24 protein-coding genes are annotated in these 26108 nt (G+C 63.7%); 10 read left to right on the top strand and 14 right to left on the bottom strand.

Annotation, left to right across the window (positions count from 1 at the left end):
• Positions 1–19: 19 nt before the first annotated feature.
• The 8 genes from AC3WQS_RS16870 to AC3WQS_RS16835 are packed head-to-tail and all read right to left on the bottom strand — an operon-like array spanning position 20 to position 7246.
• Positions 20–862 carry a DegV family protein gene (locus AC3WQS_RS16870; RefSeq protein WP_020908214.1) on the bottom strand — a complete coding sequence of 281 codons (843 nt, stop codon included), beginning with the start codon at positions 860–862 and terminating at the stop codon, positions 20–22.
• A 4-nt stretch (positions 863–866) separates the two neighbouring features.
• Positions 867–1649 (bottom strand): diglucosylglycerate octanoyltransferase, encoded by a 783-nt coding sequence (octT, locus tag AC3WQS_RS16865; RefSeq protein WP_019749052.1) that lies wholly within the window; start codon positions 1647–1649, stop codon positions 867–869.
• Positions 1636–2310 carry a histidine phosphatase family protein gene (locus AC3WQS_RS16860; RefSeq protein ID WP_019749053.1) on the bottom strand — a complete coding sequence of 225 codons (675 nt, stop codon included), beginning with the start codon at positions 2308–2310 and terminating at the stop codon, positions 1636–1638. Before AC3WQS_RS16860 ends, octT begins: the two co-directional genes overlap by 14 nt.
• The gene (gene rsfS / locus AC3WQS_RS16855; RefSeq protein ID WP_003944502.1) at positions 2307–2753 is read right to left on the bottom strand and encodes a ribosome silencing factor; all 447 of its coding nucleotides are present in this window, start codon (positions 2751–2753) and stop codon (positions 2307–2309) included. Before rsfS ends, AC3WQS_RS16860 begins: the two co-directional genes overlap by 4 nt.
• 46 nt (positions 2754–2799) lie before the next feature.
• Positions 2800–3516, bottom strand: a complete 717-nt coding sequence (gene nadD, locus AC3WQS_RS16850) for a nicotinate-nucleotide adenylyltransferase (protein WP_003944462.1) — start codon at positions 3514–3516, stop codon at positions 2800–2802.
• 18 nt (positions 3517–3534) lie between these two features.
• On the bottom strand, positions 3535–4998 hold the full coding sequence (locus AC3WQS_RS16845) for a vWA domain-containing protein (RefSeq protein ID WP_492711507.1): 1464 nt from the start codon (positions 4996–4998) through the stop codon (positions 3535–3537).
• Positions 4999–5006: 8 nt separating this feature from the next.
• A complete protein-coding gene (locus AC3WQS_RS16840; RefSeq protein WP_019749056.1) occupies positions 5007–5918 on the bottom strand; it encodes an AAA family ATPase in 912 nt (303 codons plus the stop codon).
• 41 nt (positions 5919–5959) lie between these two features.
• The gene (locus AC3WQS_RS16835; protein WP_019749057.1) at positions 5960–7246 is read right to left on the bottom strand and encodes a glutamate-5-semialdehyde dehydrogenase; all 1287 of its coding nucleotides are present in this window, start codon (positions 7244–7246) and stop codon (positions 5960–5962) included.
• A gap of 172 nt (positions 7247–7418) precedes the next feature.
• Between AC3WQS_RS16835 and AC3WQS_RS16830 the strand changes: the two genes are divergently transcribed.
• From AC3WQS_RS16830 to AC3WQS_RS16790, 9 genes are all read left to right on the top strand, one after another.
• A complete protein-coding gene (locus tag AC3WQS_RS16830) occupies positions 7419–8522 on the top strand; it encodes an NADH:flavin oxidoreductase/NADH oxidase (RefSeq protein WP_020908218.1) in 1104 nt (367 codons plus the stop codon).
• A gap of 243 nt (positions 8523–8765) precedes the next feature.
• Complete coding sequence (locus AC3WQS_RS16825; protein WP_047888433.1) at positions 8766–10208, top strand: MFS transporter; 1443 nt, start codon at positions 8766–8768, stop codon at positions 10206–10208.
• Complete coding sequence (locus tag AC3WQS_RS16820) at positions 10205–11086, top strand: ribokinase (protein WP_134999565.1); 882 nt, start codon at positions 10205–10207, stop codon at positions 11084–11086. The genes AC3WQS_RS16825 and AC3WQS_RS16820 overlap by 4 nt, the downstream gene beginning before the upstream one ends.
• 53 nt (positions 11087–11139) lie before the next feature.
• Entirely contained in the window at positions 11140–11961 is an 822-nt protein-coding gene (locus tag AC3WQS_RS16815) for a MerR family transcriptional regulator (protein ID WP_021333411.1), read from the top strand.
• 39 nt (positions 11962–12000) lie between these two features.
• Entirely contained in the window at positions 12001–14100 is a 2100-nt protein-coding gene (locus AC3WQS_RS16810) for a RecQ family ATP-dependent DNA helicase (RefSeq protein WP_046378764.1), read from the top strand.
• Between the two features lie 160 nt (positions 14101–14260).
• Complete coding sequence (ectA, locus tag AC3WQS_RS16805; protein WP_019749063.1) at positions 14261–14776, top strand: diaminobutyrate acetyltransferase; 516 nt, start codon at positions 14261–14263, stop codon at positions 14774–14776.
• Between the two features lie 48 nt (positions 14777–14824).
• On the top strand, positions 14825–16087 hold the full coding sequence (ectB, locus tag AC3WQS_RS16800) for a diaminobutyrate--2-oxoglutarate transaminase (protein WP_020969986.1): 1263 nt from the start codon (positions 14825–14827) through the stop codon (positions 16085–16087).
• A 15-nt stretch (positions 16088–16102) separates the two neighbouring features.
• Positions 16103–16501 carry an ectoine synthase gene (locus AC3WQS_RS16795; protein WP_003944463.1) on the top strand — a complete coding sequence of 133 codons (399 nt, stop codon included), beginning with the start codon at positions 16103–16105 and terminating at the stop codon, positions 16499–16501.
• A gap of 9 nt (positions 16502–16510) precedes the next feature.
• On the top strand, positions 16511–17443 hold the full coding sequence (locus AC3WQS_RS16790) for a D-isomer specific 2-hydroxyacid dehydrogenase family protein (protein ID WP_007731007.1): 933 nt from the start codon (positions 16511–16513) through the stop codon (positions 17441–17443).
• A gap of 44 nt (positions 17444–17487) precedes the next feature.
• Here AC3WQS_RS16790 and AC3WQS_RS16785 read toward each other — a convergent pair whose 3' ends face one another.
• Positions 17488–18009: a VOC family protein gene (locus tag AC3WQS_RS16785; protein WP_020969987.1), complete on the bottom strand. Its 522-nt coding sequence runs from the start codon at positions 18007–18009 to the stop codon at positions 17488–17490.
• Positions 18010–18059: 50 nt separating this feature from the next.
• On the opposite strand from AC3WQS_RS16785, the gene AC3WQS_RS16780 reads away from it, so the two are divergent.
• Positions 18060–18917, top strand: a complete 858-nt coding sequence (locus AC3WQS_RS16780; protein ID WP_019749066.1) for an NAD-dependent protein deacetylase — start codon at positions 18060–18062, stop codon at positions 18915–18917.
• Here AC3WQS_RS16780 and proB read toward each other — a convergent pair.
• From proB to AC3WQS_RS16755, 5 genes are all read right to left on the bottom strand, one after another.
• Entirely contained in the window at positions 18890–19993 is a 1104-nt protein-coding gene (gene proB / locus AC3WQS_RS16775; RefSeq protein WP_492711510.1) for a glutamate 5-kinase, read from the bottom strand. The two genes, AC3WQS_RS16780 and proB, sit on opposite strands and share 28 nt — an antisense overlap.
• 44 nt (positions 19994–20037) lie before the next feature.
• On the bottom strand, positions 20038–21489 hold the full coding sequence (gene obgE, locus AC3WQS_RS16770) for a GTPase ObgE (RefSeq protein WP_019749068.1): 1452 nt from the start codon (positions 21487–21489) through the stop codon (positions 20038–20040).
• Positions 21490–21701: 212 nt separating this feature from the next.
• Positions 21702–21971 (bottom strand): 50S ribosomal protein L27, encoded by a 270-nt coding sequence (gene rpmA, locus AC3WQS_RS16765; protein WP_003944532.1) that lies wholly within the window; start codon positions 21969–21971, stop codon positions 21702–21704.
• Between the two features lie 42 nt (positions 21972–22013).
• The gene (gene rplU / locus AC3WQS_RS16760) at positions 22014–22325 is read right to left on the bottom strand and encodes a 50S ribosomal protein L21 (RefSeq protein ID WP_003944533.1); all 312 of its coding nucleotides are present in this window, start codon (positions 22323–22325) and stop codon (positions 22014–22016) included.
• Between the two features lie 319 nt (positions 22326–22644).
• A complete protein-coding gene (locus AC3WQS_RS16755; protein ID WP_492711511.1) occupies positions 22645–25893 on the bottom strand; it encodes a translation initiation factor IF-2 N-terminal domain-containing protein in 3249 nt (1082 codons plus the stop codon).
• Between the last annotated feature and the right edge of the window lie 215 nt (positions 25894–26108).

Below are 26108 nucleotides of genomic sequence, written 5' to 3'. Positions count from 1 at the left end.
GCGGATTGTGGAGAAACGATCAGGCGCTCGTGTCGATCTCCGGCAGCGGACACACGACAACACCGATCGCGCCGACACCGACGTGCGCTCCGATAACCGCGCTGAAGTCGGTGACCACGGATTCCGCCACATCGGGAATGCGCTCGGCCAACTGTTCCGCTATCGCGTCGGCACGCTCTCGCGCTCGCATGTGATGCACGGCTATCGCCACGCGGCCGAGACCGGCGCGCTCGACTGCCGAATCCACCAAGCGTGCAAGCGCTTTGGTAGTCGTACGTGTTTTTTCACCGAGCACGAGCTTGCCGTCCACCAGATGCAGGATCGGCTTCATCGCCAATGCAGTACCCAACAACGCGGCTGCGGTTCCGATTCGTCCGCCCCGACGCAATTGATCAAGTTTGTCGACGACGATGTAGCAGCGCCCACGGCTCGCGACGTCGACCGCCCGGCCGTACGCCTCTTCGAGTGACGCGCCCTTCTCGGCCAAGCGCGCAGCTTCGAGAGCGGGATAGCCCAAACCCATTCCGGCCGACTGCGAATCGACGATCCGGACGGCGCCACCGAACTCCTGGGCTGCGACTCGTCCGGCTTCCCACGTTCCCGAGAGTTGCCGTGAAATGTGCACGGCGAGAACGCCGTCACCGTCGCTCATGTCCAGGGCGCGTGCATACGCTTCGGACAACTCGGCGGGCGACGCTCCGGCCGTTGTCACTCCTGACAGGTCGCTCGGCATTGCGTCGACACCCTCACGCAAGTCGCAGCCGTCACGGAGCACATGGAGCGGAACCACCTGAATCCCACATGCGTCGGCCGACTCCTGCGGGATGCAGGCGGAGGAATCCGTGACGACGACGACCGGCATTCTGCTACCCGACTTCGCTCGGCGGTGATACCAGTTGCGGCGAAACCACTTTCTTCGACTCCACCCCGCGAATCGCAGCGATCATCGCGCGGGCTACACCGACATGACCGTCCCAACCCCAGTGAATACCGTCGGGGTTGCCGTTCTCGGAAAAGACGTTGTCACGCACTGCATCCGCGAGATCGACTACGGGAACGTCTTTCTCCGTAGCCCACTCGGTGATCGCGGACACCGCGGCAGGTCGTCCGGCGTGCACGCTCGCGTAGGCATCGCTGCGGTGCACCGACGGCAGGGTCGCGATCATCGGCAGTTCCGGCCGCATGTACTCCAACGCATTTCGCGAGCTTTCCAAATACTCGACGCTCAGCTTGGGCGGAAGTGCGACCGGGCGGCCCAGAGGTGCAAGCCGCGGCTGCAGCCACTGATAACCCTCGCGCACCACGCGTCGAAGCGCCGGAGGACGAACGTAGCGGATGGTCTCGCGGAGCGCGGTAGGCAATGGGGACGGTAGCGAGTCCATACCGCCGACCGCGAACACGACGGCGCCGGCCCGCGGCACCGCCGCCCACACACGAGGATCCTGAGTCAGTGCCCACCACGCGTCGCGGCACGTCCAGCCGATACGGGCGACCAACTCGACGTCCCAGCCGAGTTCGTCGGCCACGATGTTGGGCCAGATGCGTGGATGATCTGCCGCGAGGCCGCCCTTGGGGCCGAAATACGACAGCGAATCCGCGAGCACGAGGAGGACGGGGCGCTGCCCGTCGGCACTTTCAGAGGACGTCATTTGCGACACTCGCAGAAGCATTCCATACGTCGAGTCGCCACTCGATCGACTTGACGTCGCCGTGTCCGCTGAGTTGCACCCAACTGGTGTTTCCCAATCCGCCGAGGACGGCCCAGCGATCGACGGGTAGGTCGAGCAATGCCGCTGTCAGTGCCGCGATCAAGCCTCCGTGCGCCACCAGAACTACGGGCCGCTCGGCCCAGTCCGGGTGCGTGTCGAGCAATTCGTGAACTACGGGGAGGCTACGATTCGCGACGTCGATTCGGCTTTCGCCGCCGGGCGGCGCCAACGTGGCATCCGCTCGCCAGGCAGATCGCACACCGGGAGTGCGCTCGTCGACGTCATGATGAGTCAGGCCTTGCCATTCACCCAGGTGTGTCTCACGCAGACGCGTGTCGGTGAGGACCGGAAGTCCGGCGGCGTCACCGACAGCGACTGCCGTGAAATACGCGCGCCGCAGATCCGAGGACACGATCGTCAACGGTCTGCGATCGGCGATCACCGGACCTGCACTCTTGGCCTGCGTGCGTCCCAACTCCGACAGGTCGGTGTCGAGTTGCCCCTGCATCCGAGAGTCGGCGTTGTATTCGGTCTGTCCGTGACGCAGCAGGATGAGCCGGCGGACAGGGTTCGACGCCGCACTGGGCGCCGACGAAGTCACAGCGAGGGATCCTGCGCGTCCGGCTCGGAAACCGTGTCGGTCTCGAACACCGTGTTGGCATCGGCGGGGCCGGGACGGTTCTGTCCGAGGCCTTCGACCTCGACCGTCGGGCAGTCCTTCCACAGACGATCGAGAGCGTAGAAGTTGCGCTCCTCGTCATGCTGGACGTGGACGACGATGTCGGCGTAGTCGAGCAGTGCCCAGCGGCCCTCGCGGGTGCCTTCACGGCGGACCGGCTTGTGTCCCGCTTCGCGGAGGCGGTCTTCGATGTTCTCGACAATCGAGTTGACCTGACGCTCGTTTGTCGCAGATGCGATCACGAAGCAGTCCGTGATGACCAACTGTTCGGACACATCGAGCACCACCACTTCGGTGGCCAGCTTCTCGTCGGCTGCCAAGGCCGCGATGCGTGCCATGTCGATGGCTTCGGTGTTTGCACTCACTCGATGTTCTCCAGTTTCGTCTTCAGAAAGTACTTGTTGTTCTCGGCTAGCTCGATTCGGCGCCCGGGACGGCTTCCGACTTCCCCGGTGCGGGCTCCGACATCGTTGTAGCTCCGTCGCGGCGCTCCGCGTCGACAGGTCGATACAGGTTCCGCTTCGAGATGTACTGCACCACTCCATCCGGCACCAGGTACCAGACAGGGCGGTCTTCACTTGCCCGACGACGACATTCGGTCGACGAAATGGCAAGTGCCGGAATCTCTATCAACGTGACCGCGTCGGCGGGCATGGTGTCGAGGTGACCGGCCAGGTGCTCTGCATTGAGATCGAAACCCGGTCGCGATACCCCGACGAACTTCGCCAATGCGAACAACTCTTCCCAATCTTGCCAGGAAAGGATGCTGGCCAGCGCATCGGCACCGGTGATGAAGAAGAGTTCGGCGTCGGGATGGTAGGCCCGGAGGTCTCGCAGTGTGTCCACGGTGTACGTCACTTTCTCACGGTCGACGTCGACCCGAGAGACGGAAAACCGCGGGTTGGAGGCGGTGGCGATGACCGTCATGAGGTACCGGTCCTCGGCAGGACTGACGCCCTTCCCCTGCTTCTGCCAGGGCCGCCCGGTGGGGACGAAGATCACTTCGTCGAGTCCGAACCGGTCGGCGACCTCACTGGCCGCAACGAGGTGGCCATGGTGAATGGGGTCGAAGGTGCCACCCATCACTCCGAGGCGTCGAGCACGTTCCACCGATAGTCCCTTCTGCACGAGTGTCGAGCTTACGGGTCAGACCGGCAGCAGACGGGACACGACGTCGGCAAGCTGCTGGGCCGAGCGGCACTCGTGCATGCTGATGACCTCGTTGTACACCTTCGCCGCGGAGTCACCCGTTCCCCATTGCCCCTTCGGCTCAGGGTTGAGCCAGTGTGCGTGCTTGGCAACCGCAACCATCTGCGACAGCGACTGGAGGTTGGGATCGCGGTAGTTGTTGCGACCGTCGCCGAGTACCAGCAGCGACGTGCGACTGGTGATCGACTGCGCGAACTTCTCCTGGAAGACCCCGAAGGCGTGCCCGTAGTCGGAGTGGCCGTCGTAGGTGATCAGTTCGGCTTCACGCACCATCCGTGACATCGCGGACCCGAGGTCTGCGTTCGAGTCGAAGAACCGCGTGACCTCGTCGGTCGTGTCGATGAACGCGAACACCCTCACTCGTGAGAACTGCTCGCGCAACGCGTTGACGAGGAGCAGGGTGAAATGGCTGAACCCCGCTACCGAACCCGACACGTCACACATCACCACAAGTTCCGGCCGCGCTCGCTTCGGCTTGCGCTGCACCAGATCGATCGGCACTCCGCCCGTCGACATGGACTTGCGCAACGTGCGACGCAGGTCGATCGAACCCGAGCGAGAGCGGCTACGACGCACCGCGAGACGGCTGGCCAACAGACGCGCGAGTGGTGCGACGTTCTTCTTCAGTGTGGTGAGTTCGGCGTCGGAGGCCCGCAGGAAGTCGACTTCCTCGGCGAGTTTCGGAACGCCGTACGTGGCGACGCGTTCCTTACCCAGATTCTCGGCGGTGCGTCGACGCGTTTCCTTCTCGACCATCTTGCGGAAGTCCGCGATGCGCTGCGCTGCCGTGCGCTTGGCGGACTCGGACTGATAGTCGGAATTGTCCTTGCCCTCGGACCCGGCGCCTTCCTGGTTGCCGAGTAGACCTTGCAGGATCTTGTTGAGCAACGTCTCCGGGGCGACGTCACGCAGCGCCTGATAGGCGGAGAACGACGGGCCGTTACTCGACTGGTACTGCCCGAGTTCCTCGACCATCGCGGCGGTCAGGAGTTCGGTCATCTCCATCGCCTCGTCACTGCCGTCTGTCAGCAGTTCGGCGATCAGCTCACGCAATGCCTGTAGGTCGATCGAGCCGTCTGGCTTGCGCGGCAGTGTGACGTCGACGTCGCCGACCGCACGGTCACCGATCGCCTTGGGGAACCACAGGTCGAAGACGGCGTCGAACGTCGCCCGGTGGGTAGGTCGACGCAGGAGCGAGCATGCCAGCCCTTCACGAAGCGCTTCACGATCGAGCAGGTCGAGAACCGACATGACCTGACCGGCGTCGACGGTCTCGGACGGGCCGACCATGATTCCGCGTCGTCGCAGAGCCTCGACGAAATCGACGAGGTGACCGGGAATCCCGTGCGGCGCTGCCAGGCCGCCGGGTGAGAGCGGCGACGTCGATCCTGCGGGAGCCATGACAGACCTCAGTTCAGCCGAAGTTCAGCGGCGGCGCGCACCTGATCGGACTGGTGCTTGAGGATGACACCGAGCGTGGCGCGTACGGCGTCGTCGTCGAGCGTGTCCATGCCCAGAGCGAGAAGGGTGCGTCCCCAGTCGATGGTTTCGGACACCGACGGAACCTTCTTGAGCTGCATTCCGCGAAGAACACGAATGGTGTTGACCAGCTGCTCGGCAATCGCTTCAGGAAGCTCCGGCACCCGGCTTGCGAGGATGCGACGCTCGAGGTCGGCGTCCGGGAAATCGAGATGCAGGAAGAGGCAACGACGCTTAAGAGCCTCCGAGAGTTCGCGCGTGGCGTTGGACGTCAGCACCGTGAACGGCTTGCGGGTGGCGGTGATCGTTCCGAGCTCGGGGATCGTGACCGCGAAGTCGCTGAGCACTTCGAGGAGCAGACCTTCGATCTCGACGTCTGCCTTGTCCGTCTCGTCGATCAACAGCACCGTCGGGTCCTCGCGGCGAATGGCCTTGAGCAGTGGACGTGCGAGCAGGAACTCCTCCGAGAAGACATCCGCCTTCGTCGAGTCCCAGCTGTGGTCGACCGCGACATCACCCCTCGCTCCGCTCGCCCCGCCCGACTGAATCCGAAGAATCTGCTTCGCGTGATTCCACTCGTACAGCGCACGAGCCTCGTCGACGCCCTCGTAGCACTGCAGACGCACCAGTTCTGCGCCCGTGGTCTGGGCGACTGCGCGGGCGAGTTCCGTCTTACCGACACCGGCCGGTCCCTCGATGAGCAGGGGCTTGCCCAGTCGGTCGGCAAGGAAGACTGCCGTCGCGGTGCCCTTGTCGGACAGGTAACCCGTCTCGGCCAAACGCTCGATCACGTCGTCGACGCTCGAGAAGAACGGTGTTGTATCGGGAAGAGCTCGGTCCACGGTTAACTCCTAAAAAGGGTGGGGCAAGTCTGGTGAACTTTTCAGGCGGGTCGGGTGTGCCCGTCGCCCCAGACGATCCACTTGGTGGACGTCAGTTCCGGTAGCCCCATGGGGCCACGCGCATGCAGTTTCTGGGTGGAGATGCCGATCTCGGCGCCGAATCCGAACTGCTCACCGTCGGTGAAGGCAGTCGACGCATTGACCATCACTGCCGCGGCGTCGACGCGAGCGGTGAACTCACGGGCAGCCGAGAGATCGGAAGTCACGATGGCTTCGGTGTGGCCGGTCCCGTATTGGTCGATGTGCTCGACCGCAGCGTCCAGGTTCTCGACGACCTTGAGCGCGACGTCGAGCGTGAGGTACTCCTTCGACCAGTCGTCCTCGGTGGCCGGGACGAGTCCCGGCAGATCGCCGTGCACGACGACGTCGTGCATCTGAAGCGCTTGAAGCAACTTCGGCACGGCCGTCTCGGCGATGGCGGCGTCGACCAGGACGGTTTCGGCTGTATTGCAGACACTGGGCCGACGGGTTTTGGAGTTGAGAAGAATCTTCTCGGCCATCAGTAGATCGGCGGCCGAGTGAACATAGACGTGGCAGTTACCGACACCGGTCTCGATGGTGGGCACGGTGGCATCACGCACGACGGCGCTGATCAGGCCGGCGCCACCGCGCGGGATGACGACGTCGACGAGGCCGCGGGCCTGGATGAGGTGCGTGACCGTCGACCGATCCGCACTCGGCAGAAGTTGAACGGAGTCCTCGGGGAGCCCCTGAGCAACCAACGACGCGCGTAGCGCCGCCACCAACGCTTCGTTGGACTTGACTGCCGAGGACGAACCACGAAGCAGCGCAGCATTTCCCGACTTGAGAGTCAGCCCGAAAGCGTCGACGGTAACATTGGGGCGAGCCTCGTAGACCATGCCGACGACACCGAGCGGAACGCGCTGCTGGCGTAGCTCCAAACCGTTCGGCAGAGTGGAGCCGCGAAGAACTTCACCGATCGGATCGGGTAGTCCGGCAACCTGACGCAAACCCGACGCGATGCCCTCGATCCGGTCAGCCGTCAGACGAAGACGGTCGAGCAGCGATTCCTCGGTGCCGCCCGCCTTCGCGGTGTCGATATCGAGAGCGTTGGCCGCGAGAATCCGATCGCTTGCCGCGAGTACCGCGTCGGCTGCGGCGTGGAGAGCAGCATCCTTCTGCGCCGTGGTCAGCAGAGCCAGGACACGCGAAGCCTTACGGGCTCGGCGTGCGGCGTCGTGCACGACGGACTTGGTGTCGGACGCGTTCGAGTCGACGGTTTCTGCGTTGGAAGTCACAGCGGTCATGAATACACATTAACCACCCACCTCCGCGGCTTGCTCGGCGGAACGAGGCTGTGACCACCCGGGAACATTTCGGCGGACCGCCTGCGAACATTTCGGCGGACCGCCGGGGAACAATTCCGACGCGCGGCGCTGTTGCACCCACCGACCTTCTTCTTCGAGTCAGGAGCCATCCGTGAGTGTGTTGTTCGAGCCTTTGACCCTGCGTGGCGTCACCATCCCGAACCGCGTCTGGATGGCACCGATGTGCCAGTACTCCGCTGACGTCATCGGCGACCAGGTCGGAGTGCCCAACGAGTGGCATCGCACGCATCTGGTGAGCCGTGCAATCGGCGGCACCGGCCTGATTCTCACCGAGGCGACGGCCGTCAGTCCCGAAGGCCGGATATCGGCAGCTGATCTGGGGATCTGGAACGACACGCAGGCGCAAGCCTTCGCCGAGATCAATGCGCAACTCGCGTACTTCGGCGCGGTGCCCGGAATCCAGTTGGCGCACGCCGGACGCAAAGCGTCGACGCAGGTTCCGTGGCGCGGCGGCAAGAGTCTGCCCGCCGACGACCGACTCTCGTGGCAGACGGTTGCCCCGAGCGCGGTTCCGTTCGGGCACCTTGCCGATCCGGTAGAGCTCACCACGGAGGGCATCGAGAAGGTCGTCGCGGACTTCGCAGCGGCGGCTACCCGCGCATTGAAGGCCGAATTCAAGGTCGTGGAAATTCACGCGGCCCACGGATACCTGATCCATCAGTTCCTCTCCCCCGAGAGCAACAAGCGAACGGACCGCTACGGAGGCAGCTTCGAGAACCGCATTCGATTGCTCCTCGAAATCCTGACAGCAGTCCGCGAGGTGTGGCCGGCCGAGTTACCGCTCTTCGTCCGGGTCTCGGCGACCGATTGGCTGACGGAAGAGCGTGGGCTCGAGGTCGACAGCTGGACCGCGGATCAGACCGTTGCCCTGGCCAACATCCTCTCCGATTACGGGGTCGATCTCGTCGACGTCTCCACCGGCGGCAATTCACCGGCGGCACAGATTCCGGTGGAACCGGGATACCAGGTTCCGTTCGCCCGTCGCCTGCAGAACGAGAGCCTGCTACCGGCCGCCGCCGTCGGCCTCATCACCGAACCCGAACAGGCCGAGAAGATCGTCGAAGACGGAAGCGCAGTGGCGGTGCTCCTCGGCCGCGAACTGTTGCGTGATCCGTACTGGGCGCGCCGGGCGGCGCGGGAACTGAACGCCGAGGTTGGACCACATATCCCGTCGCAGTACGCCCGCGCCTTCTAGCCCGAAAATCGGCTCCCGCGCCCAACTTTGATAGCGTAAGCGTCTTACTTGCCGGTAGTCCGGAGCCCTGTGGGCTCCGGACACTGCCGCGGGCCAGAGCCGTGCGACGGGGGTCGCAACGAGCCACAGGGCACGCGGACGCTCGATTTCCCGACCGGCTCATCGGCGAGTGGGCAACGAAAAGATGCGTGCATCAGGTACGTGCCCCGCTCGGTTCGATGATTGCGCTGGGGAGCGCATGTCATGACTACACCAGAGAACTCGATCAGCGCTCTCGAAGTGGCCGAATCACCCGATGTCTGCGTCACCGACAATGCGTCCGTCAAGCGCGCTGTCAAGGCGACGATGCTCGGAAATGCCATGGAGTGGTTCGATTTCGGCGTTTACGCATATCTAGCTACCACTATCGGAAAAGTGTTCTTCCCGGAGGCGAGCGGCAGCGCTCAACTCCTCTCGACGTTTGCAATTTTCGCAGCAGCCTTCATCGTCCGCCCTCTCGGCGGATTGTTCTTCGGCCCACTCGGTGACCGCATCGGACGCAAGAAGGTCCTGGCCACCACCATCATTCTGATGGCGGGCAGCACCTTCGCCATCGGCCTCATCCCGAGCTACGAGTCCATCGGTATCGCCGCCCCGATCCTGCTGGTACTCCTACGCCTGTTGCAGGGCTTTTCCACGGGCGGCGAATACGGCGGGGCCAGTACGTTCGTTGCCGAATACGCGCCGGACAAGCGGCGCGGTTTCTTCGCCAGCTTCCTCGAATTCGGGACTCTGGCAGGATATGTGGCGGCAGCGGGCATCGTGACGATCATCCAGACCGTCGTCAGCGCCGAGGACCTCCTCCAATGGGGCTGGCGCATCCCCTTCCTCATTGCCGGACCGCTGGGTCTCATCGGCCTGTACCTCCGTCTACGTTTGGAGGAAACTCCCGCATTCCAGATGATGGAGCAGGCCGAAGAGCGTTCCCTCGCAGACGAATCCACCGGCAAGAAACTACGCGAAACTCTCGTCGACAACTGGCGTCCGCTTGTTCTGTGCATCGTCCTGGTGGCCACGTACAACATCGCTCACTACGGCCTGCTCAGCTACATGCCGACGTATCTGACCAACACGTTGGGTTACGACGAATCCCACGGACTCGTTCTGATGATCATCGTCATGATCGTGATGATGATGGGAATCAGCTACGTCGGAAAGTTCTCGGACCGCGTCGGGCGTAAACCCTTGCTGCTCAGCGGTTTCATCGGATTCTTCGTCCTGTCCCTGCCTGCCTACCTGTTGATCGGCATCGGCAACTACGTGACGGTCTTCCTGGGACTCGCCATTCTCGGCGGCTTGCTCCTGCTGTTCGTCGGGGTGTTCCCGTCTGTGCTTCCCGCACTCTTTCCGACCGGAATCAGGTACGGCGGCTTGGCAATCGGATACAACCTCGCGGTGTCGATCTTCGGTGGAACCACTCCCCTGGTGCTGACAGCTCTCGAAAGTGCAACGGGCAGCAATCTGGTCGCACCGATGTACATGATGATCGCCGCGGTGATCGGTGGTATCGCAGTCCTGATGATCCCCGAGACCGCACGGAAGCCACTGGACGGTTCTCCGCCCGCCGTGGCCACCGACGAGGAAGCACGCCGGATCATCCGCAAGGTTCGCCGCAAGAGAATGAAGGCCGATAACCTCGAGGTATGAGCACGCCTCGAATCGTCGTCGTCGGCAGTATCAACATGGATCTGACCACGTCAGTGTCCAGATTCCCCGCTCCGGGAGAAACGCTGCTCGGCACTGCCTTTGCCACCGCGGCCGGAGGTAAGGGCAGTAACCAGGCCATCGCCGCCGCGAAGGCCGGTGGGGACGTGTCCTTCGTCGGCGCGGTCGGCGACGACGGTTTCGGCACCCAGTTGCGCGAGACCCTACAAGACGCCGGGGTCGACACCGCACTGCTACGTAGTGTCGACGGCCCGAGTGGCGTCGCGGCCATCACCGTGAGCGAAGACGCGGAGAACAACATCATCGTCGTCCCGGGCGCCAATTCCTCGATCACTTCGTTGACCGAAGCAGACCTCGACGCGATCTCCCGCGCCGACATCCTCCTGTGCCAACTCGAGATCCCGGTCGAGACAGTTACAGCAGCAGCCGAGCACGCACATGCTAACGGGACGACGGTCATCCTCAATCCGTCTCCTGTGCAAGAACTTCCGGATTCACTGATCGATGCAGTCGACATCTTGATCGTCAACCAGACCGAGTCGGAGCAGTTGGCCGCGGTCACCGGTCGCGTCCGATACCTCGTCACGACGCTCGGGGCCGGCGGCGCGGATCTCCGGTCGGGCGAGGAGACAATCCACGCCGACTCCCCGGCCGTGACACCCGTGGATACAACTGGCGCAGGCGATGCTTTCACCGGCGCCTTCGCCGTGGAGTGGGTGCAGGACCAGGACCGCGCCCTGCAGTTCGCTGCCACGGCGGGAAGTCTGGCGACGACGGCCCGCGGCGCTTCGGTGTCGTCACCCACTCGCGCTGCGATCGAAAAAGTCCTGAACCGACAGCTTGACTCTGACACCGTGTGAGGTTCTAAACCTGTAGGTATCGGGTTTGTGAGAGAGAAACGGGGCGAGCAACAATGTTGAGCATCGGAGACTTCGCGAGAGCAGGTCGTGTGTCCGTGCGCATGCTCCGCCACTACGACGCCATCGGCCTGCTCGCGCCCGCGAGGGTCGACGCATCCACCGGGTACCGCTCGTACACCGCGGGCCAGTTGGCGCTGCTCAACCGCATCGTCGCACTCAAGGAGTTGGGCCTGACCCTGGCCCAGGTCCAGCAGGTGGTGGAGTCGGCGGTCACCGTCGACGAAATCCGCGGGATGCTCACGCTTCGCCGAGCAGAACTCGAGACCCGAATCCAGGAAGACACCGCGCGACTGGCGCATGTACAGGCGCGCCTACGCATCATCGAAAGTGAGGGACAGATGTCCGCATACGAGGTTGTGATCAAGTCCGTTCCGGCGCTGCGGGTCGCGGAGTTGACCGGTACCGCCAAGACGATGGATCCGTCGTCGATCGGTCCGGTGGTTCGCGGGCTGTACGAGCGCCTGTGCACCGGTTTGGATCGCGCCGGTATCGCCGCGATCGGACCTGCGCTCGCGTACTACGAGGATGCCGGTGACGACGAAAACGTCGTCGTGCATGCCGCACTACCGGTCGATGCGGATCCCGAGGGCGACTACGAGTTCGCGGTCGTCGAACTGCAGGCCGAAGCTCAGGTGGCCTCGCTGCTGCACAAGGGGTCGATGGACAACTGCCTGCCCGCCTATCAAGCCTTGGCTCAGTGGATCGACGCAGCGGGATACCGCAATGCCGGCCCCAGCCGGGAGGTCACGCTGGCGTGCCCGGAGGACGTCGACGGCTGGGTCACCGAGCTGCAGGAACCTGTTGCCAAGGCCTGAAGCCCGCACGTGTCGGCAGGGTCGTGCACCATGGGGTCCATGACCACCGCCACTGCCCCAGCCATGCGCGACGAAGCCGAGCGACTGCTCCGTGAACTCGCGGGGCCGGATGCCCGCCTACGCGAGGACCAGTGGACGGCCATCGAGGCGCTGGTGGTGCAACGCAAGCGTGCCCTCGTCGTCCAGCGGACCGGCTGGGGCAAGTCTGCGGTCTACTTCATCTCGGCGAAGCTGCTCCGGGCAACAGGTCATGGCCCCACGGTCATCGTCTCTCCGTTGTTGGCCCTGATGAGAAACCAGGTCAGTTCTGCCGAGCGTGCCGGGGTGCGAGCCGCGACCATCAACTCGGGCAATGTCACGGAGTGGGACGACATCCACGCCCGCGTTGCAGCCAATGATCTCGACGTACTTCTGGTCAGCCCAGAGCGCCTGAACAACCCCGACTTCCGCGATCAGGTGCTCCCGTCCCTGGCAGCTGACGCCGGCCTGGTCGTGGTCGACGAGGCTCATTGCGTTTCCGACTGGGGACACGACTTCCGTCCCGACTACCGGCGCATCAGGACGTTGATCGCCGAACTCGGCGAGGGCATTCCCGTCCTCGCGACCACGGCTACGGCCAACAACCGCGTCGTCGAGGACGTGTCCGCCCAACTCGGCGTCGGCGGCGAGGAAACGCTCGTACTTCGTGGCGGGCTCGAGCGCGAGTCACTTCACCTTTCCGTGGTTCACATTCCCGAGGCGACGGCGCGCGCTGCCTGGCTCGCCGACATGCTCGAGACGCTGCCGGGATCGGGCATCATCTACACGCTGACGGTTTCGGCCGCTCGCGACCTCGCAAGCCTGCTCTCCGAGCGCGGTCATACCGTCGCCGCCTACACGGGCCAGACCGATCCCACCGAACGTGAATCCCTCGAGCAGGACCTGTTGGGCAATCGCGTCAAGGCTCTGGTGGCCACCTCGGCCCTCGGGATGGGCTTCGACAAGCCTGATCTCGGGTTCGTCGTCCACCTCGGCGCACCGTCGTCACCTATCTCGTACTACCAGCAGGTGGGCCGCGCCGGGCGTTCCACCGACAGGGCAGACGTGATCCTGCTGCCGGGCGCCGAGGACAAGCAGATCTGGAGCTACTTCGCCTCGGTCGCCTTCCCCCGCGAGCATCTGGTCCGCAGCGTCATCGAGCACCTCGACACCGAAAAGGCCACGTCGACACCGGCACTCGAACCGCTGGTGGAGCTCAATCGCACCCGTCTCGAAATGGTCCTCAAAGTTCTCGACGTCGACGGCGCGGTCAAACGAGTCAAGGGCGGTTGGATCAGCACCGGAGAACCTTGGGTGTACGACGCCGAGCGTTACGGTCGACTCGACGACGCTCGCCAGGCCGAGCAGGCTGCAATGGTCGAGTACCAGAGCATCACCACGTGCCGAATGACCTTCCTGCGTGAACAACTCGACGATCCTGGTCTGACATCGGAGAACTCACAGTGTGGACGCTGTGACAACTGCACCGGCAATCGCTACGACACCACTGTCGACACCACCGCCCTCGACGAGACTCGGGCGCGCTTGCAGCGCCCCGGATTCGACCTGGAGCCGCGCAAGATGTGGCCGACCGGCCTGAGCAAGCTGGGCGTCAAGCTGTCCGGGAAGATCACCGAGGGACCGGAAACCGGGCGCATTCTCGGACGGATGTCGGACCTGGGCTGGGGCCAACGTCTCCGCGCGCTTTTCGACGGTCCCGACGCCGAGGTACCCGATGCGGTGGTCAGCGCGTGTATCAGCGTTCTGGCCGCCTGGAATTGGGCCGAGCGCCCCACCGGTGTGATGGCCCTCGAATCCACGACGCATCCGTTGCTGGTGTCGAGCCTGGCTGCCAAGCTGGCCGAGGTCGGGCGATTGACCGACCTGGGCACCCTTCGCTTGCGACCCGACCACCCTCCGGTGTCGGCAGCGAACTCCGCCTATCGCGTGTCCGGACTGGTCGATGTTTGGGAAGTTCCGGACATGAGTATCCATCAGGGACCGATACTTCTTGTCGACGCAATCGCCGACACCGGTTGGACTTTCACGATGGCCGCACGCGCACTTCGGCAGGCAGGTGCGCATTCGGTCCTCCCATTGGCGCTCGCGAGCCCCAAATAGCGAGTTTTGGCCCGAAATAGTCGCTCGGACAACACCAAAAGTTACATAATGTGAGCACGATCACATTCATGCCCTCACCTGGGGCGCAACGGGTTCCGCACGGCCCGAAACGGACATCTGCATGACTTCGACAGCAATGATTGTTACGTTCAGATGACCGATGAAGCCTGTTGATACGAGAGCTATCCCGACCACCGCGCCGGACGCGGTGTTGTTCAGAAGCCCACAGATCGATGACGGAGTCCGGCTCTGGGAGATCGCACGTGATTCGAAGGTGCTCGACCTCAATTCGAGTTATGCATACCTGTTGTGGTGCAGGGATTTCAGCGCGACGTCCATCGTCGCAGAGGTAGACGGCCGCGTAGTCGGATTCGTTTCCGGTTATACCCGTCCCAGCGCGCAGGAAACCCTGTTCGTGTGGCAAGTCGCGGTCGACGAGGACCAGCGCGGCAAGGCAATTGCTGCCCGCATGCTGTCCGACTTGATGGATCGCACTGCCCCACTGGGTGTTACACATCTGGAGACGACGATCAGCCCCGACAACGAGGCTTCGATCGCACTCTTCACTGCGCTCGCACGTCGACGCGAAGTACCGATAACCAGGCAGAACTTGTTCTCGCCCAAAGATTTTCCCGATGGACACGAAGCCGAAGATCTTTACACGATCGGCGCCTAGCGCACTTCGCGCTCGGCATACAGCATGCCCCGGAGGAACAAAGAAGATATGAATATCAACGAAGCAAGCATTTTCGAAACCCTCGAGTCCGAGGTCCGCAGCTACTGCCGTGACTGGCCTGCAGTGTTCACCAGCGCATCCGGATCCTGGATTCGTGACGAAAACGGACGCGAATATCTCGATTTCTTCGCCGGTGCCGGCGCCCTCAACTACGGCCACAACAACCCGGTGCTCAAATCGGCGCTGGTCGACTACATCATGAGCGACGGCATCACGCACGGCCTCGACATGTCGACAGTCGCCAAGCGCGAGTTCCTCGAGACCTTTCAGCGCAACATCCTCGAGCCGCGCGGCCTGGACTACAAGGTCCAGTTCCCCGGCCCGACCGGATCGAACACCGTCGAGGCTGCACTGAAGCTGGCCCGCAAGGTGACCGGACGTTCGGCAGTCATCAACTTCACCAACGCATTTCACGGAATGACACTTGGTGCACTCTCCGTGACCGGCAACTCGATGAAGCGCGCGGGCGCCGGTGTTCCGCTCGTGCACACGACACCGATGCCCTTCGACAACTACTTCGACGGCGTCACCGAGGACTTCCAGTGGTTCTCCCGCGTTCTCGATGATTCCGGTAGCGGCATCAACCGTCCCGCGGCAGTGATCGTCGAGACCGTTCAGGGTGAAGGCGGCGTCAATGTCGCTCGCCCCGAATGGCTTCGGGCGCTGGCAACACTGTGCTCGGATCGTGGCATCCTGCTGATCGTCGACGACGTCCAGATGGGCTGCGGCCGCACCGGGCCGTTCTTCTCCTTCGAAGAGGCCGGAATCGTTCCCGACATCGTCACGCTGTCCAAGTCGATCAGCGGTTACGGAATGCCGATGGCGCTCACGCTGTTCAAGCGTGAACTCGACGTCTGGGGACCGGGCGAACACAACGGCACCTTCCGTGGCAACAACCCGGCGTTCGTCACCTCCAAGGTTGCACTCGACCACTACTGGTCCGACGACGCACTGACGAAGACAACCTTGAAGAAGGGCGCACGCATCAGCGAATGCTTCGCCAATCTCTCCGATCAGTTCCCCGGCGAGGTCTCGCACCGTGGACGCGGCCTGGTTCAGGGCCTCGTTTTCGATCAGCCCGAGCGCGCCGGCAAGGTCTGCCAGCTGGCATTCGACGAGGGATTGCTCGCGGAGACCTCCGGACCCTCCGACCAGGTTGTGAAACTGCTTCCGGCACTGACGATTACCGATGACGAGCTCGAGCACGGCCTCTCCATTCTGGCCGAGGCGACACTCAAGGTCTGCAGCTAGAGGAAGGACTCTCCCATGATCGTTCGCACCACCACCGAGATCACCGACACCGACCGCGACATCACGAGCGAGGACGGCAACTGGCGCAGCAAGCGCATCGTCCTCGGCGGCGACCGCGTCGGGTTCTCGTTCCACGAAACCACCATCAAGGCAGGTTCGGTCAACGAGTTCCACTACGCCAACCACGTCGAAGCGGTCTGGCTCGTCGAGGGCACCGGCAAGCTGATCGACCTGGACAACAACAAGGAATACGATCTCGCACCGGGGTCGATGTACCTGCTCAACGGTCACGAGCGTCACCGCGTCGAGCCCGATACGCAGATGCGCATGCTCTGCGTTTTCAATCCGCCGGTCACCGGGCGTGAGGTACACGACGAGAACGGTGTCTACCCACTGGTGGAGGTCCCCGCGTAGCGTCTAGTCATGGCGACTGACACCTCTCCACGCGTAGCGATCGGCCCCGTCCCCGATGCACTGCTCGACAGCGCGGTGCTTCGGGGCGGAGGTCTGATCAGTCCGATCGACACTGCCGACGCCCTGATCTGGGCGGGCTCACCCGAAACTTTTCCGTCGGAGTTACCGGCGTCGGTCAGGTGGGTGCAGCTGCCGTCGGCGGGAATCGAGGATTGGTTCGACTCCGGTGTGATTCCGAAGGACACCGAAATCACGTGGACCTCGGCGGCCGGCGCGTTTTCGGCCTCGGTGGCCGAGCACGCGCTCATGCTGCTGTTGGCCGGAGTTCGTCACCTGCCCGCGCACATCGAAGCTCGAACGTGGCGTCAGTTCGAGTTCTTTCCCAAGATCGGCACCCTTCGTGGCTCGACGGTTGCGATCATCGGCGCAGGCGGTATCGGCCGCGCGCTGATTCCGATGCTGGCCGCGCAGGGGGCGGACAGCATCGCAGTCAATCGTTCCGGTAGCCCGGTTCCCGGGGCCATCTCGACGTACCCCGCATCCAGGATGGATGAAATCTATTCTCGCGCAGATCACTTCGTGATCGCTGCGCCCGCCACCCCGGCCACCCGTCACCTCGTTGGCCGCGCGCAGTTGGCGGCGATGCAACCCCATTCCTGGGTGATCAATGTCGCGCGCGGATCACTGGTCGATACCGACGCGCTGGTCGAGGCAATCGAGTCGGAGCAGATCGGCGGCGCCGGTCTCGACGTCACCGACCCCGAGCCCCTCCCGGACGGTCACCCGCTGTGGGATCTGACGAATGCGATCATCACACCCCACGATTCCAATCCGCCGGGAGTTCGCCCCGCCGCGTTTGCGGATCACGTCTCCAAGAACGTGACCCGCTTCGCGAAGGGCGAGGCACTGGCTGCCCTCGTCGACCCGGTCGCCGGATACTGAGCACGCCGCCGAAGCCTGAATGATCCGGCGAAAGCTGCCGAAAGTTACTGTGGCGAATCCGTATCCGGGAAGAAGAGCGCCCGCGCCCGGCGAGCCACCTCCTCCGCAGGTACGTCCTCGACCTTCGTGCATACGGCCCACCGATGGCCGAATGGGTCGAGAAACACTCCATGCCGGTCACCCGAGAACGTATCGGCGACCGCCGTGACCAGCGTGGCTCCCTCGGCGACGGCCCGAGCGACGAACTCGTCCGTGTCCTCGGTGTAAACGACGATGGACGAATGCACCCAGCCGTCCTGCGGCGACCTGAGACCGAAGTCCGGCATCTCCTGCGAAAGCTGCAGCATCGAATCACCGATCCGAATCTCGGCATGCATGAGAGTGCCGTCAGGTGCATTCATCGCATCGACGATCTCAGCTCCGAGTGCTCGTTTGTAGTAGTCGAGTGCGGCATGCCCGTCCGGCACCGCAAGGTAGGGAGTGATCGTGCGGTAACCAGCGGGAATTGGGTTCACTGTGTTCATGTCTACGAGTATCGACAGTCGTACACGTGTTCTATTGAACATTTCGGACTTCCTCCGCGCCGCCGTCTCGCACACGCGCCTATCCTGGAACGGTGCCTACCGACAACAGCCGCCTCGACGCCCTTCCCGAGCTCCTGGCCGGCCGTCGCCTGGCAGTTCTGACGGGTGCAGGCATCTCCACCGACTCCGGAATCCCGGACTACCGTGGCCCCGATTCACCCCCGCGCAATCCGATGACGTTCCAGCAGTTCATCGGCGATCCGGCGTTTCGACGTCACTACTGGGCGCGTAACCACATCGGCTGGCGATACATGGACAGCTCGCGGCCCAACCAGGGCCACCGGGCCGTCGCGGCACTCGAGCGAACAGGGCGAGCCGTCGGTGTGATCACCCAGAACGTCGACCTCCTGCACACCAAGGCCGGCGCGCGAAACGTCATCGACCTCCACGGCACCTACGCGCAGGTTCGATGCCTGAGCTGCCAGCGGCTGATCTCCCGCACCACTCTCGCCGAGAGACTGGAGGAAGCCAACCCCGGATTTGCCGAAACTGTGGCTGCTGCAACGGGAGTCGAGATCGCGCCCGATGCAGATGCCGTGATCGAATCCACCGCACACTTTCGCGTCGTGGATTGCGCCGTGTGCGGTGGGCTACTCAAGCCGGACATCGTCTACTTCGGTGAATCCGTCCCCAAGGAACGTGTGGCCCGGGCGTACAGCCTCGTCGACCAAGCCGATGCACTGTTGGTAGCCGGGTCGTCGTTGACGGTGATGTCCGGTCTGCGTTTCGTGCGGCATGCCGCCAAGACCGGGAAGCCGATCGCCATCGTCAATCGCGGAACGACCCGAGGTGACGAATACGCCGACCTCAAGCTCGAAGTCGGTTGTGCTGAAGCACTTTCCGCCCTGGTCGAGTACGACAGCTACAGCGCCACCAAGTCGTCCGCGTGAACCACGGGACGCTGCATGTCGGCCGGTAGATCGGCGGTGGAGCGCCCCAGGATCTCCTCGATCTCCGTAGCGTCGAACGCAACGACACCCCGAGCGACGGGCTTCTCCCCCGGTCCCATCAGCGACACGACATCGCCGGCGTGAAAATCGCCGGACACACCGACGATGCCCGCGGACAGCAGGCTTCGACGCTTGGACACCACCGCGCGAACGGCGCCTTCGTCGAGGTGAAGGTCACCCGATGTGTCAGCGGCGTGACGTACCCAGAATCGGCGAGCCGACAATCGCGTCGGCCGGGGCGCAAATGCCGTTCCGACATCGGCACCACTGAGTGCCTGCGCAGCGTGCGATGCTGCCGCGAGCAGCACCGGCACTCCGGAATCAGCGGCCAGGCGTGCTGCTGAGAGCTTTGACGCCATGCCTCCGGTACCGAGAGCGCCACCCGATCCGGCAACCACACCGTCGAGATCCTCGGGACTGTTGACCTCGGGAATCAGTGTGGCATCGCCCTTTCGGGGATCCCCGTCGTACAGGCCGTCCACATCCGACAACAGGATCAACGCGTCGGCGCCGACGAGATGAGCAACCAGAGCAGCCAGCCGATCGTTGTCACCGAATCGAAGTTCGGTGGTGGCAACAGTGTCGTTCTCGTTCACGATCGCCACCGCGTGCAACGCCCGCAGACGATCGAGCGTCCGTTGAGCGTTGCGGTGCTGCGTCCGTCGAGCGATGTCGTCCGCCGTGAGTAGAACCTGCCCGACGGTACGCCCGTAACGGGCGAACGACGTACCCCAGGCGTGAGCCAGCGCCAACTGACCGACGCTGGCCGCGGCCTGCTTGGTCGCGAGATCCCGCGGTCGCTTGGTCAGTCCCAGCGGCGCCAGTCCGGCGCCGACGGCACCGGACGAGACGACGACAACATCGGAGCCCGCGCGCATGCGGGCCTCGATGGCATCGGCCAACAGGTCAAGTCGGTGAGTGTCGAGTCCCGCCACCAGACTGGTGAGCGCAGACGACCCGATCTTCACGACGATACTGTGAGCCGACGCTATCGACTCCCTGGTGGACCCGAGCACAGTCCCGTTCCCTCTCTTCGGTTTTCGTCCTGAAATCGCGTGAGTCAGGCGTCTTCGTCGAGCAGCCCGCGGCGGACGCGACGAGCATGCTTGCGCTCGTCGGCGCCGATACGCTCCACCTGATCGAGACGCGGGTCGGTTCCACGGCCCGTACGGGTCAGATCGATACCGGCCGGCGTCATAGGCTCCCACTCGAAGCTGACGTCACCGATGGTGACGGAAGCCCCTGGCTGAGCGCCCTTCTTGACCAATGCGTCCTCGACACCCAAGCGTGCAAGACGGTCGGCGAGGTAACCAACGGCCTCGTCGTTGTCGAAGGCTGTCTGACGAATCCACCGCTCCGGGCGGGTGCCTCGGACGACGAACCCACCGGGGATATCGGGATCCTTCTCGATGGTGAAGCTGGAATCCTTGACCTTGACCGGGCGAATGACCTGGCGCTTCGGCTCGGGCTTCGGATGGGCTTCGCGGTAGTCGCGGACCATCTTCGCCAGCGCGAATGTCAACGGTCGCAGACCTTCTCGGCTCACCGCCGAGATGGTGAAGACCGGCCATCCGCGAGCTTCGATCTCGGGTGTGACCATCTCGGCCAGCTCGGCTGCCTCCGGAACGTCGGTCTTGTTCAGGATGACGACGCGCGGGCGCTTGTCGAGGTCACCGAGTCCCGAGTCGCCGGAGAGCGCGGGGGTGTACGCAGCCAGCTCTGCTTCCAGTGCGTCGATGTCGGATATCGGGTCGCGTCCCGGATCGAGGGTGGCGCAGTCGATCACGTGCGCCAATACGGCGCAGCGTTCGATGTGGCGCAGGAAGTCCAGGCCCAAACCGCGGCCTTCGCTGGCACCGGGGATCAGCCCGGGCACGTCGGCGACGGTGAAGGTGGTGTCACCGCTCGAGACGACACCGAGGTTGGGGACCAGAGTGGTGAAGGGGTAGTCGGCGATCTTCGGCTTGGCCGCAGAGAGAACGGACACCAGCGACGACTTACCGGCAGAGGGAAATCCGAGCAGACCGACGTCGGCTACCGACTTGAGTTCGAGAACCAGGTCACGCTCGACACCGTCTTCACCGAGGAGTGCGAAACCTGGGGCCTTGCGAGCCTTCGAGGCGAGTGCTGCGTTGCCGAGTCCGCCGCGGCCGCCCTGAGCGGCGTCGTAACGCGAGCCGACACCGACGAGGTCGGCAAGGACGTTGCCGTCGGTATCGAGAACCACAGTTCCATCCGGGACCTTGAGGATGAGGTCTTCACCGTTTGCACCCTCGCGGTTACTGCCGGCGCCCTGCTTGCCGTTGGTCGCCTTCGCGTTGGGATGGAAGTGAAAGTCGAGGAGGGTGTGGATGTTCTCGTCGACCACGAGGATGACGTCGCCACCGCGACCTCCGTTGGCACCGTCCGGACCGCCGAGCGGTTTGAACTTCTCGCGGTGTACGGAGGCGCAACCATTGCCGCCTTTTCCAGCGCTGACGTGCAGCACAACACGGTCAATGAATCGGGACATGACTGCCGGATCCTTCCTCAGTCAATTGCGGGTCTCACGCGATGAGCTGAACTTCTGGTGAGCAGGGTTGCTCGGGGTAAAACTGGCACTGCTTAAACAAACGATAGGGGCGGACCGGGTTATTTCAACCCTGGTCCGCCCCTATCGGGAGCTTGGAACGCGTCACTCTCTTACCGAAAGTAGAACCGGTGACGCACAACTAGCGAGAAAGACTAGACCTCAGCCGCAACGACGGCCGGAACGATGTTCACGGTCTTGCGTCCACGCTTCTGGCCGAACTCGACTGCACCGGCAGCGAGAGCGAACAGGGTGTCGTCGCCGCCACGGCCGACGTTGACGCCGGGGTGGAAGTGCGTGCCGCGCTGGCGAACCAGGATTTCGCCTGCGCTGACCGACTGGCCGCCGAAGCGCTTCACGCCGAGGCGCTGGGCGTTTGAATCGCGACCGTTACGGGAGCTGGATGCACCCTTCTTATGTGCCATGCTATTGACCCTCCTCGGGTGAAATTAGCTAGAAAGAACTGGTTACTTGATGCCCGTGACCTTGAGCACCGTGATCGGCTGCCTGTGGCCCTGACGCTTGTGGTAACCGGTCTTGTTCTTGAACTTGTGGATGCGGATCTTCGGGCCCTTGGTGTGCTCGACGATCTCACTGGTGACTGCGACCTTGGCCAGCTTGGCTGCGTCGGTGGTCAGGTCAGATCCGTCGACCACGAGAACGGGAGCAAGCGAGACAGCAGTGCCGGGCTCACCCTCGATCTTCTCGACCTTGACGAGGTCACCAACAGCGACCTTGTACTGCTTTCCGCCGGTCTTGACGATCGCGTACGTTGCCATCGGAGGGCTACCCCTTGCTTCTTCGAACTTGCTCGCGCTGCTGCCTGAGGCTTCAAATGCATCGCGACTGGTCTGGTTTATGTCACCTCGGCTCGGCACTGACGTACCGGGACATTCACGCGCACTCTAGGCACACGGAATCTCTACCGCCGGGTGGCGACCCTCCAAGGTTACGGGAAAGCAACCGTCAGGGTCAAACCGCCCCGCCGAGGGGTGGTGCTTACTACTCTGTACTGCTTCTACCAGCTGAAACTTCGGATAACGGTTGGATGCCCTCGCTCATCGCGAAGGCATCCAACCGACCGAAAGCCAGTAGTTCTTACTCTCCGTCTACCGGAGGACCTGCGGGGCGTGCTGCTGCACGCCTGCGACGGGGTCGCTTGACGACGACAACTTCTTCCTCAGCCGGAACTTCGGTGGCCGGAGCCGGAACGTTTTCCACGACCGCTTCTGCCACGGGTTCCGGAGTCGGAATCACGAAGACCGTACCCACCTCGGGAGCTGCCTCGGCAACCGGTGCCGACGCTGCCCGCGACGCCCGGCGACTACGCCGACGACCGCGCGGAGCTGCTTCGGTCGAAGCTGCCGCCGACTCGTTGTCCACTGCGGATACTTCTTCCGCAGCAGAGTCCACAACAGGAACGTCATGGCGCTCAGTAGCAGCAGGAGTATCGATCGGCCGATCCTGTTGCCGATCGGCACTTTTGGATGCATCATCCCCCGAAGACGTACCGGTGGAATCAGACTCGATCGAGTCGGCCGCGACGGTCTCGTCGTCGTCGTGGTGGTGCGAGGCCATCGCCAATGCCACCGGATGAGCCCGCTTGACGGTCGCGTCGACAGCCGGAACCTCCGGCGCCGGAGCTTCCTGTCCGTTGGACTCGGTAGAAGGCGACTTGTCTCCGCGGCCACGCTTGTTCTTGCGCGAGGTGCCGGATTCGCTTCGCTGCGAGCCCGAACGCGATCCGCCGTCGTCCGAGGACTTCACCTCGACCGGCTCGGAGTGGACGATGATGCCGCGGCCGTGGCAGTGCTCACAGGTGGTCGAGAAGGCCTCGACCAATCCGGTGCCCAACTTCTTGCGCGTCATCTGCACGAGTCCGAGTGACGTGACCTCCGACACCTGATGGCGCGTGCGATCGCGACCCAGGCATTCGGTGAGCCGACGCAGGACCAGGTCCCGGTTCGATTCGAGGACCATGTCGATGAAGTCGACGACGATCATTCCGCCGATGTCCCGCAGGCGCATCTGGCGAACGATCTCCTCGGCTGCTTCGAGGTTGTTGCGGGTAACGGTCTCTTCGAGGTTTCCGCCGGCTCCGGTGAACTTTCCGGTGTTGACGTCGACGACGGTCATGGCCTCGGTGCGATCGATCACCAAGGTGCCGCCGGACGGCAGCCACACCTTGCGATCGAGTGCCTTGGCCAACTGCTCGTCGATACGGCGAGCGGCGAAGACGTCGATACCGTTGTTCGGCGTGTACTTCTCGAGTCGCGGAAGCAGATCGGGCGCAACGGAGTTGATGTAGTTCTCGACCGTCGTATGCGCCTTCTCGCCCTCGATGACCAGCTTGGAGAAGTCCTCGTTGAACAGATCACGAATGACCTTGACCAGCATGTCAGGCTCTTCGTACAGCGCCTGCGGGTTGCCGGACTTACCGGTGTCCGCAGCCGCGGCCTGCTCCTCGATGCCGGCCCACTGAGCCTGCAGACGAGTCACGTCGCGCGCCAACTCTTCTTCGCTGACGCCCTCGGACGCCGTGCGAATGATCACGCCGGCGTCCGCGGGAACGATGTCGCGCAAGATTTCCTTGAGACGCTTGCGCTCGGTGTCCGGAAGCTTGCGGCTGATACCCGTGGACGTACCACCGGGCACGTAGACGAGGAAACGACCGGCAAGCGAAATCTGTGTGGTCAGTCGAGCACCTTTGTGGCCGACCGGATCCTTGCTGACCTGAACGAGCACCTGATCGCCCGGCTTGAGGGCCTGCTCGATCTTGCGCGAGTTGCCACCGAGACCGGCAGCCTCCCAGTTGACCTCACCGGCGTAGAGAACGCCGTTGCGGCCACGTCCGATGTCGATGAACGCCGCTTCCATGCTGGGGAGCACGTTCTGGACACGTCCGAGGTACACGTTGCCGACCATCGACGCGGACGCCGAGTTGGTGACGAAGTGCTCGACCAACACTCCGTCTTCGAGGACTGCTACCTGTGTAGTCGCATGCGGCTGACCGCTGTCTGCTCGATCGCGCACAACCATGACGCGATCGACGGCCTCACGACGCGCGAGGAACTCCGACTCGGTCAGAATCGGCGGACGACGACGGCCGGCGTCACGACCGTCGCGGCGACGCTGACGCTTCGCTTCCAGACGTGTCGAACCACTGATGCCCTGGACCTCGTCCTTGACGCGGGTCTTGTTGCGAGGTTCGCGCTCATGAACGACGGTGTTCGGCGGATCGTCCTCGGACGTCGCAGTCGCGTCGGTGGCGCCGTCGGTGCCGGTCTTGCGACGACGACGACGGCGGCGACGGCGGCTCGATCCGTCGGCATCGAGATCGGAATCGTCGGCATTCTCGGAATCCGCATCAGCGGTGGACTCGGACTTATCACCGGATTCTTCGCCGGCAGCGTCGTCGGTTTGCTTCTCGACTGCCGCAGGGGCAGATTCCTGCTCCGATTCGGTAGCGGTATCCGACTCTTCGTCCGAGCCCTGCTCGCCACCCTGTTCACCGCGACCACGTCCACGTCCACGGCGTCCACGACGACGGCGACGCGGCTGATCGTCGTCCTCGTCCTCGGACTCGGCGCTCTCGCCCTCGGTTTGCGGTGCGGTCACAGCCGGCTCTTCGACGGCAGGAACTGCAACCGGTGCTGCCTCGGGAACGACGGTTTCGGCTTCCGTAGTTGTCTGCTTCTCTTCGACGACCGCCGGTGCAGCGGGCTCGCGGCGTGCGCGACGGCGACGCGGAGCTACCTCGGCGGCTTCGAGATCCGGCTGCAGGAACAGCGGGACCTGCGGCGCGGCGGGAGCCACCTCGGGCTGATGTGTCTGCGGTGCCTCGAAGGAAGTGAACAGATCGGACTGCTCGGCTTCCTTGCTCTGCAGCGCAGCAGCGGCGTCGAGTCCAGCGCTGATCTCGGCGACAGCCGGATCCACTGCTTCTTCTGCTGAAGGTTCTTCGGCGGCCGGTTCTTCGACAACGACCTTTTTGCGGGTGCGACGAGCCCTGACAGGCTTCTCGGCCGGAGCCTCTGCAGCAGGCTCTTCCGCAACAGGGGCCTCGGCAACCGGGGCCTCGACAACCGGGTCTATGAGGGTATCGAGCTCGGCCACGACCGGCTCGATGGCCTCGGCCGCGGAAGTCAGCGAGGCGTGAATCCGCTGGGCAACGTCCCGTTGGAGACTCGACTGCGCACTGCGCAATTCGGTACCGAGCGCTGCGGCTTCGGCAAGGACCTGCTTGCTGGTGACACCGAGCAGCTTCGCCAGCGCGTGTACGCGCATCTTGTCGGGAAATTCCGGGGTGGTGCTGGAATCTGATTCGGTTGGGGATTGATCGGCCACGTAAGTCTCCTCAGCCCCCGGGCGCGTCCAACCCAGAAGTCGAGTTGTCACGCGGCCACGCGGGAGCGTGCTGTGTGTACTCGCACTCAGAAGTGAGTGCGAGATTGTAAGGTCTCGCTCCGCATGGTCCGCAATGCCCGTTATTCACTGCGAGCACATGAAGTGCCTGGCTGGATGGCCGTTGTCCTGTGCGCGAGCGCCTGATCATCCAGCAT

The organism is Rhodococcus sp. FW305-130 (genome assembly GCF_058788335.1).
The sequence above is the reverse complement of the archived record's forward strand: the minus strand, read 5'-3'. Positions and strand labels throughout refer to the sequence as shown.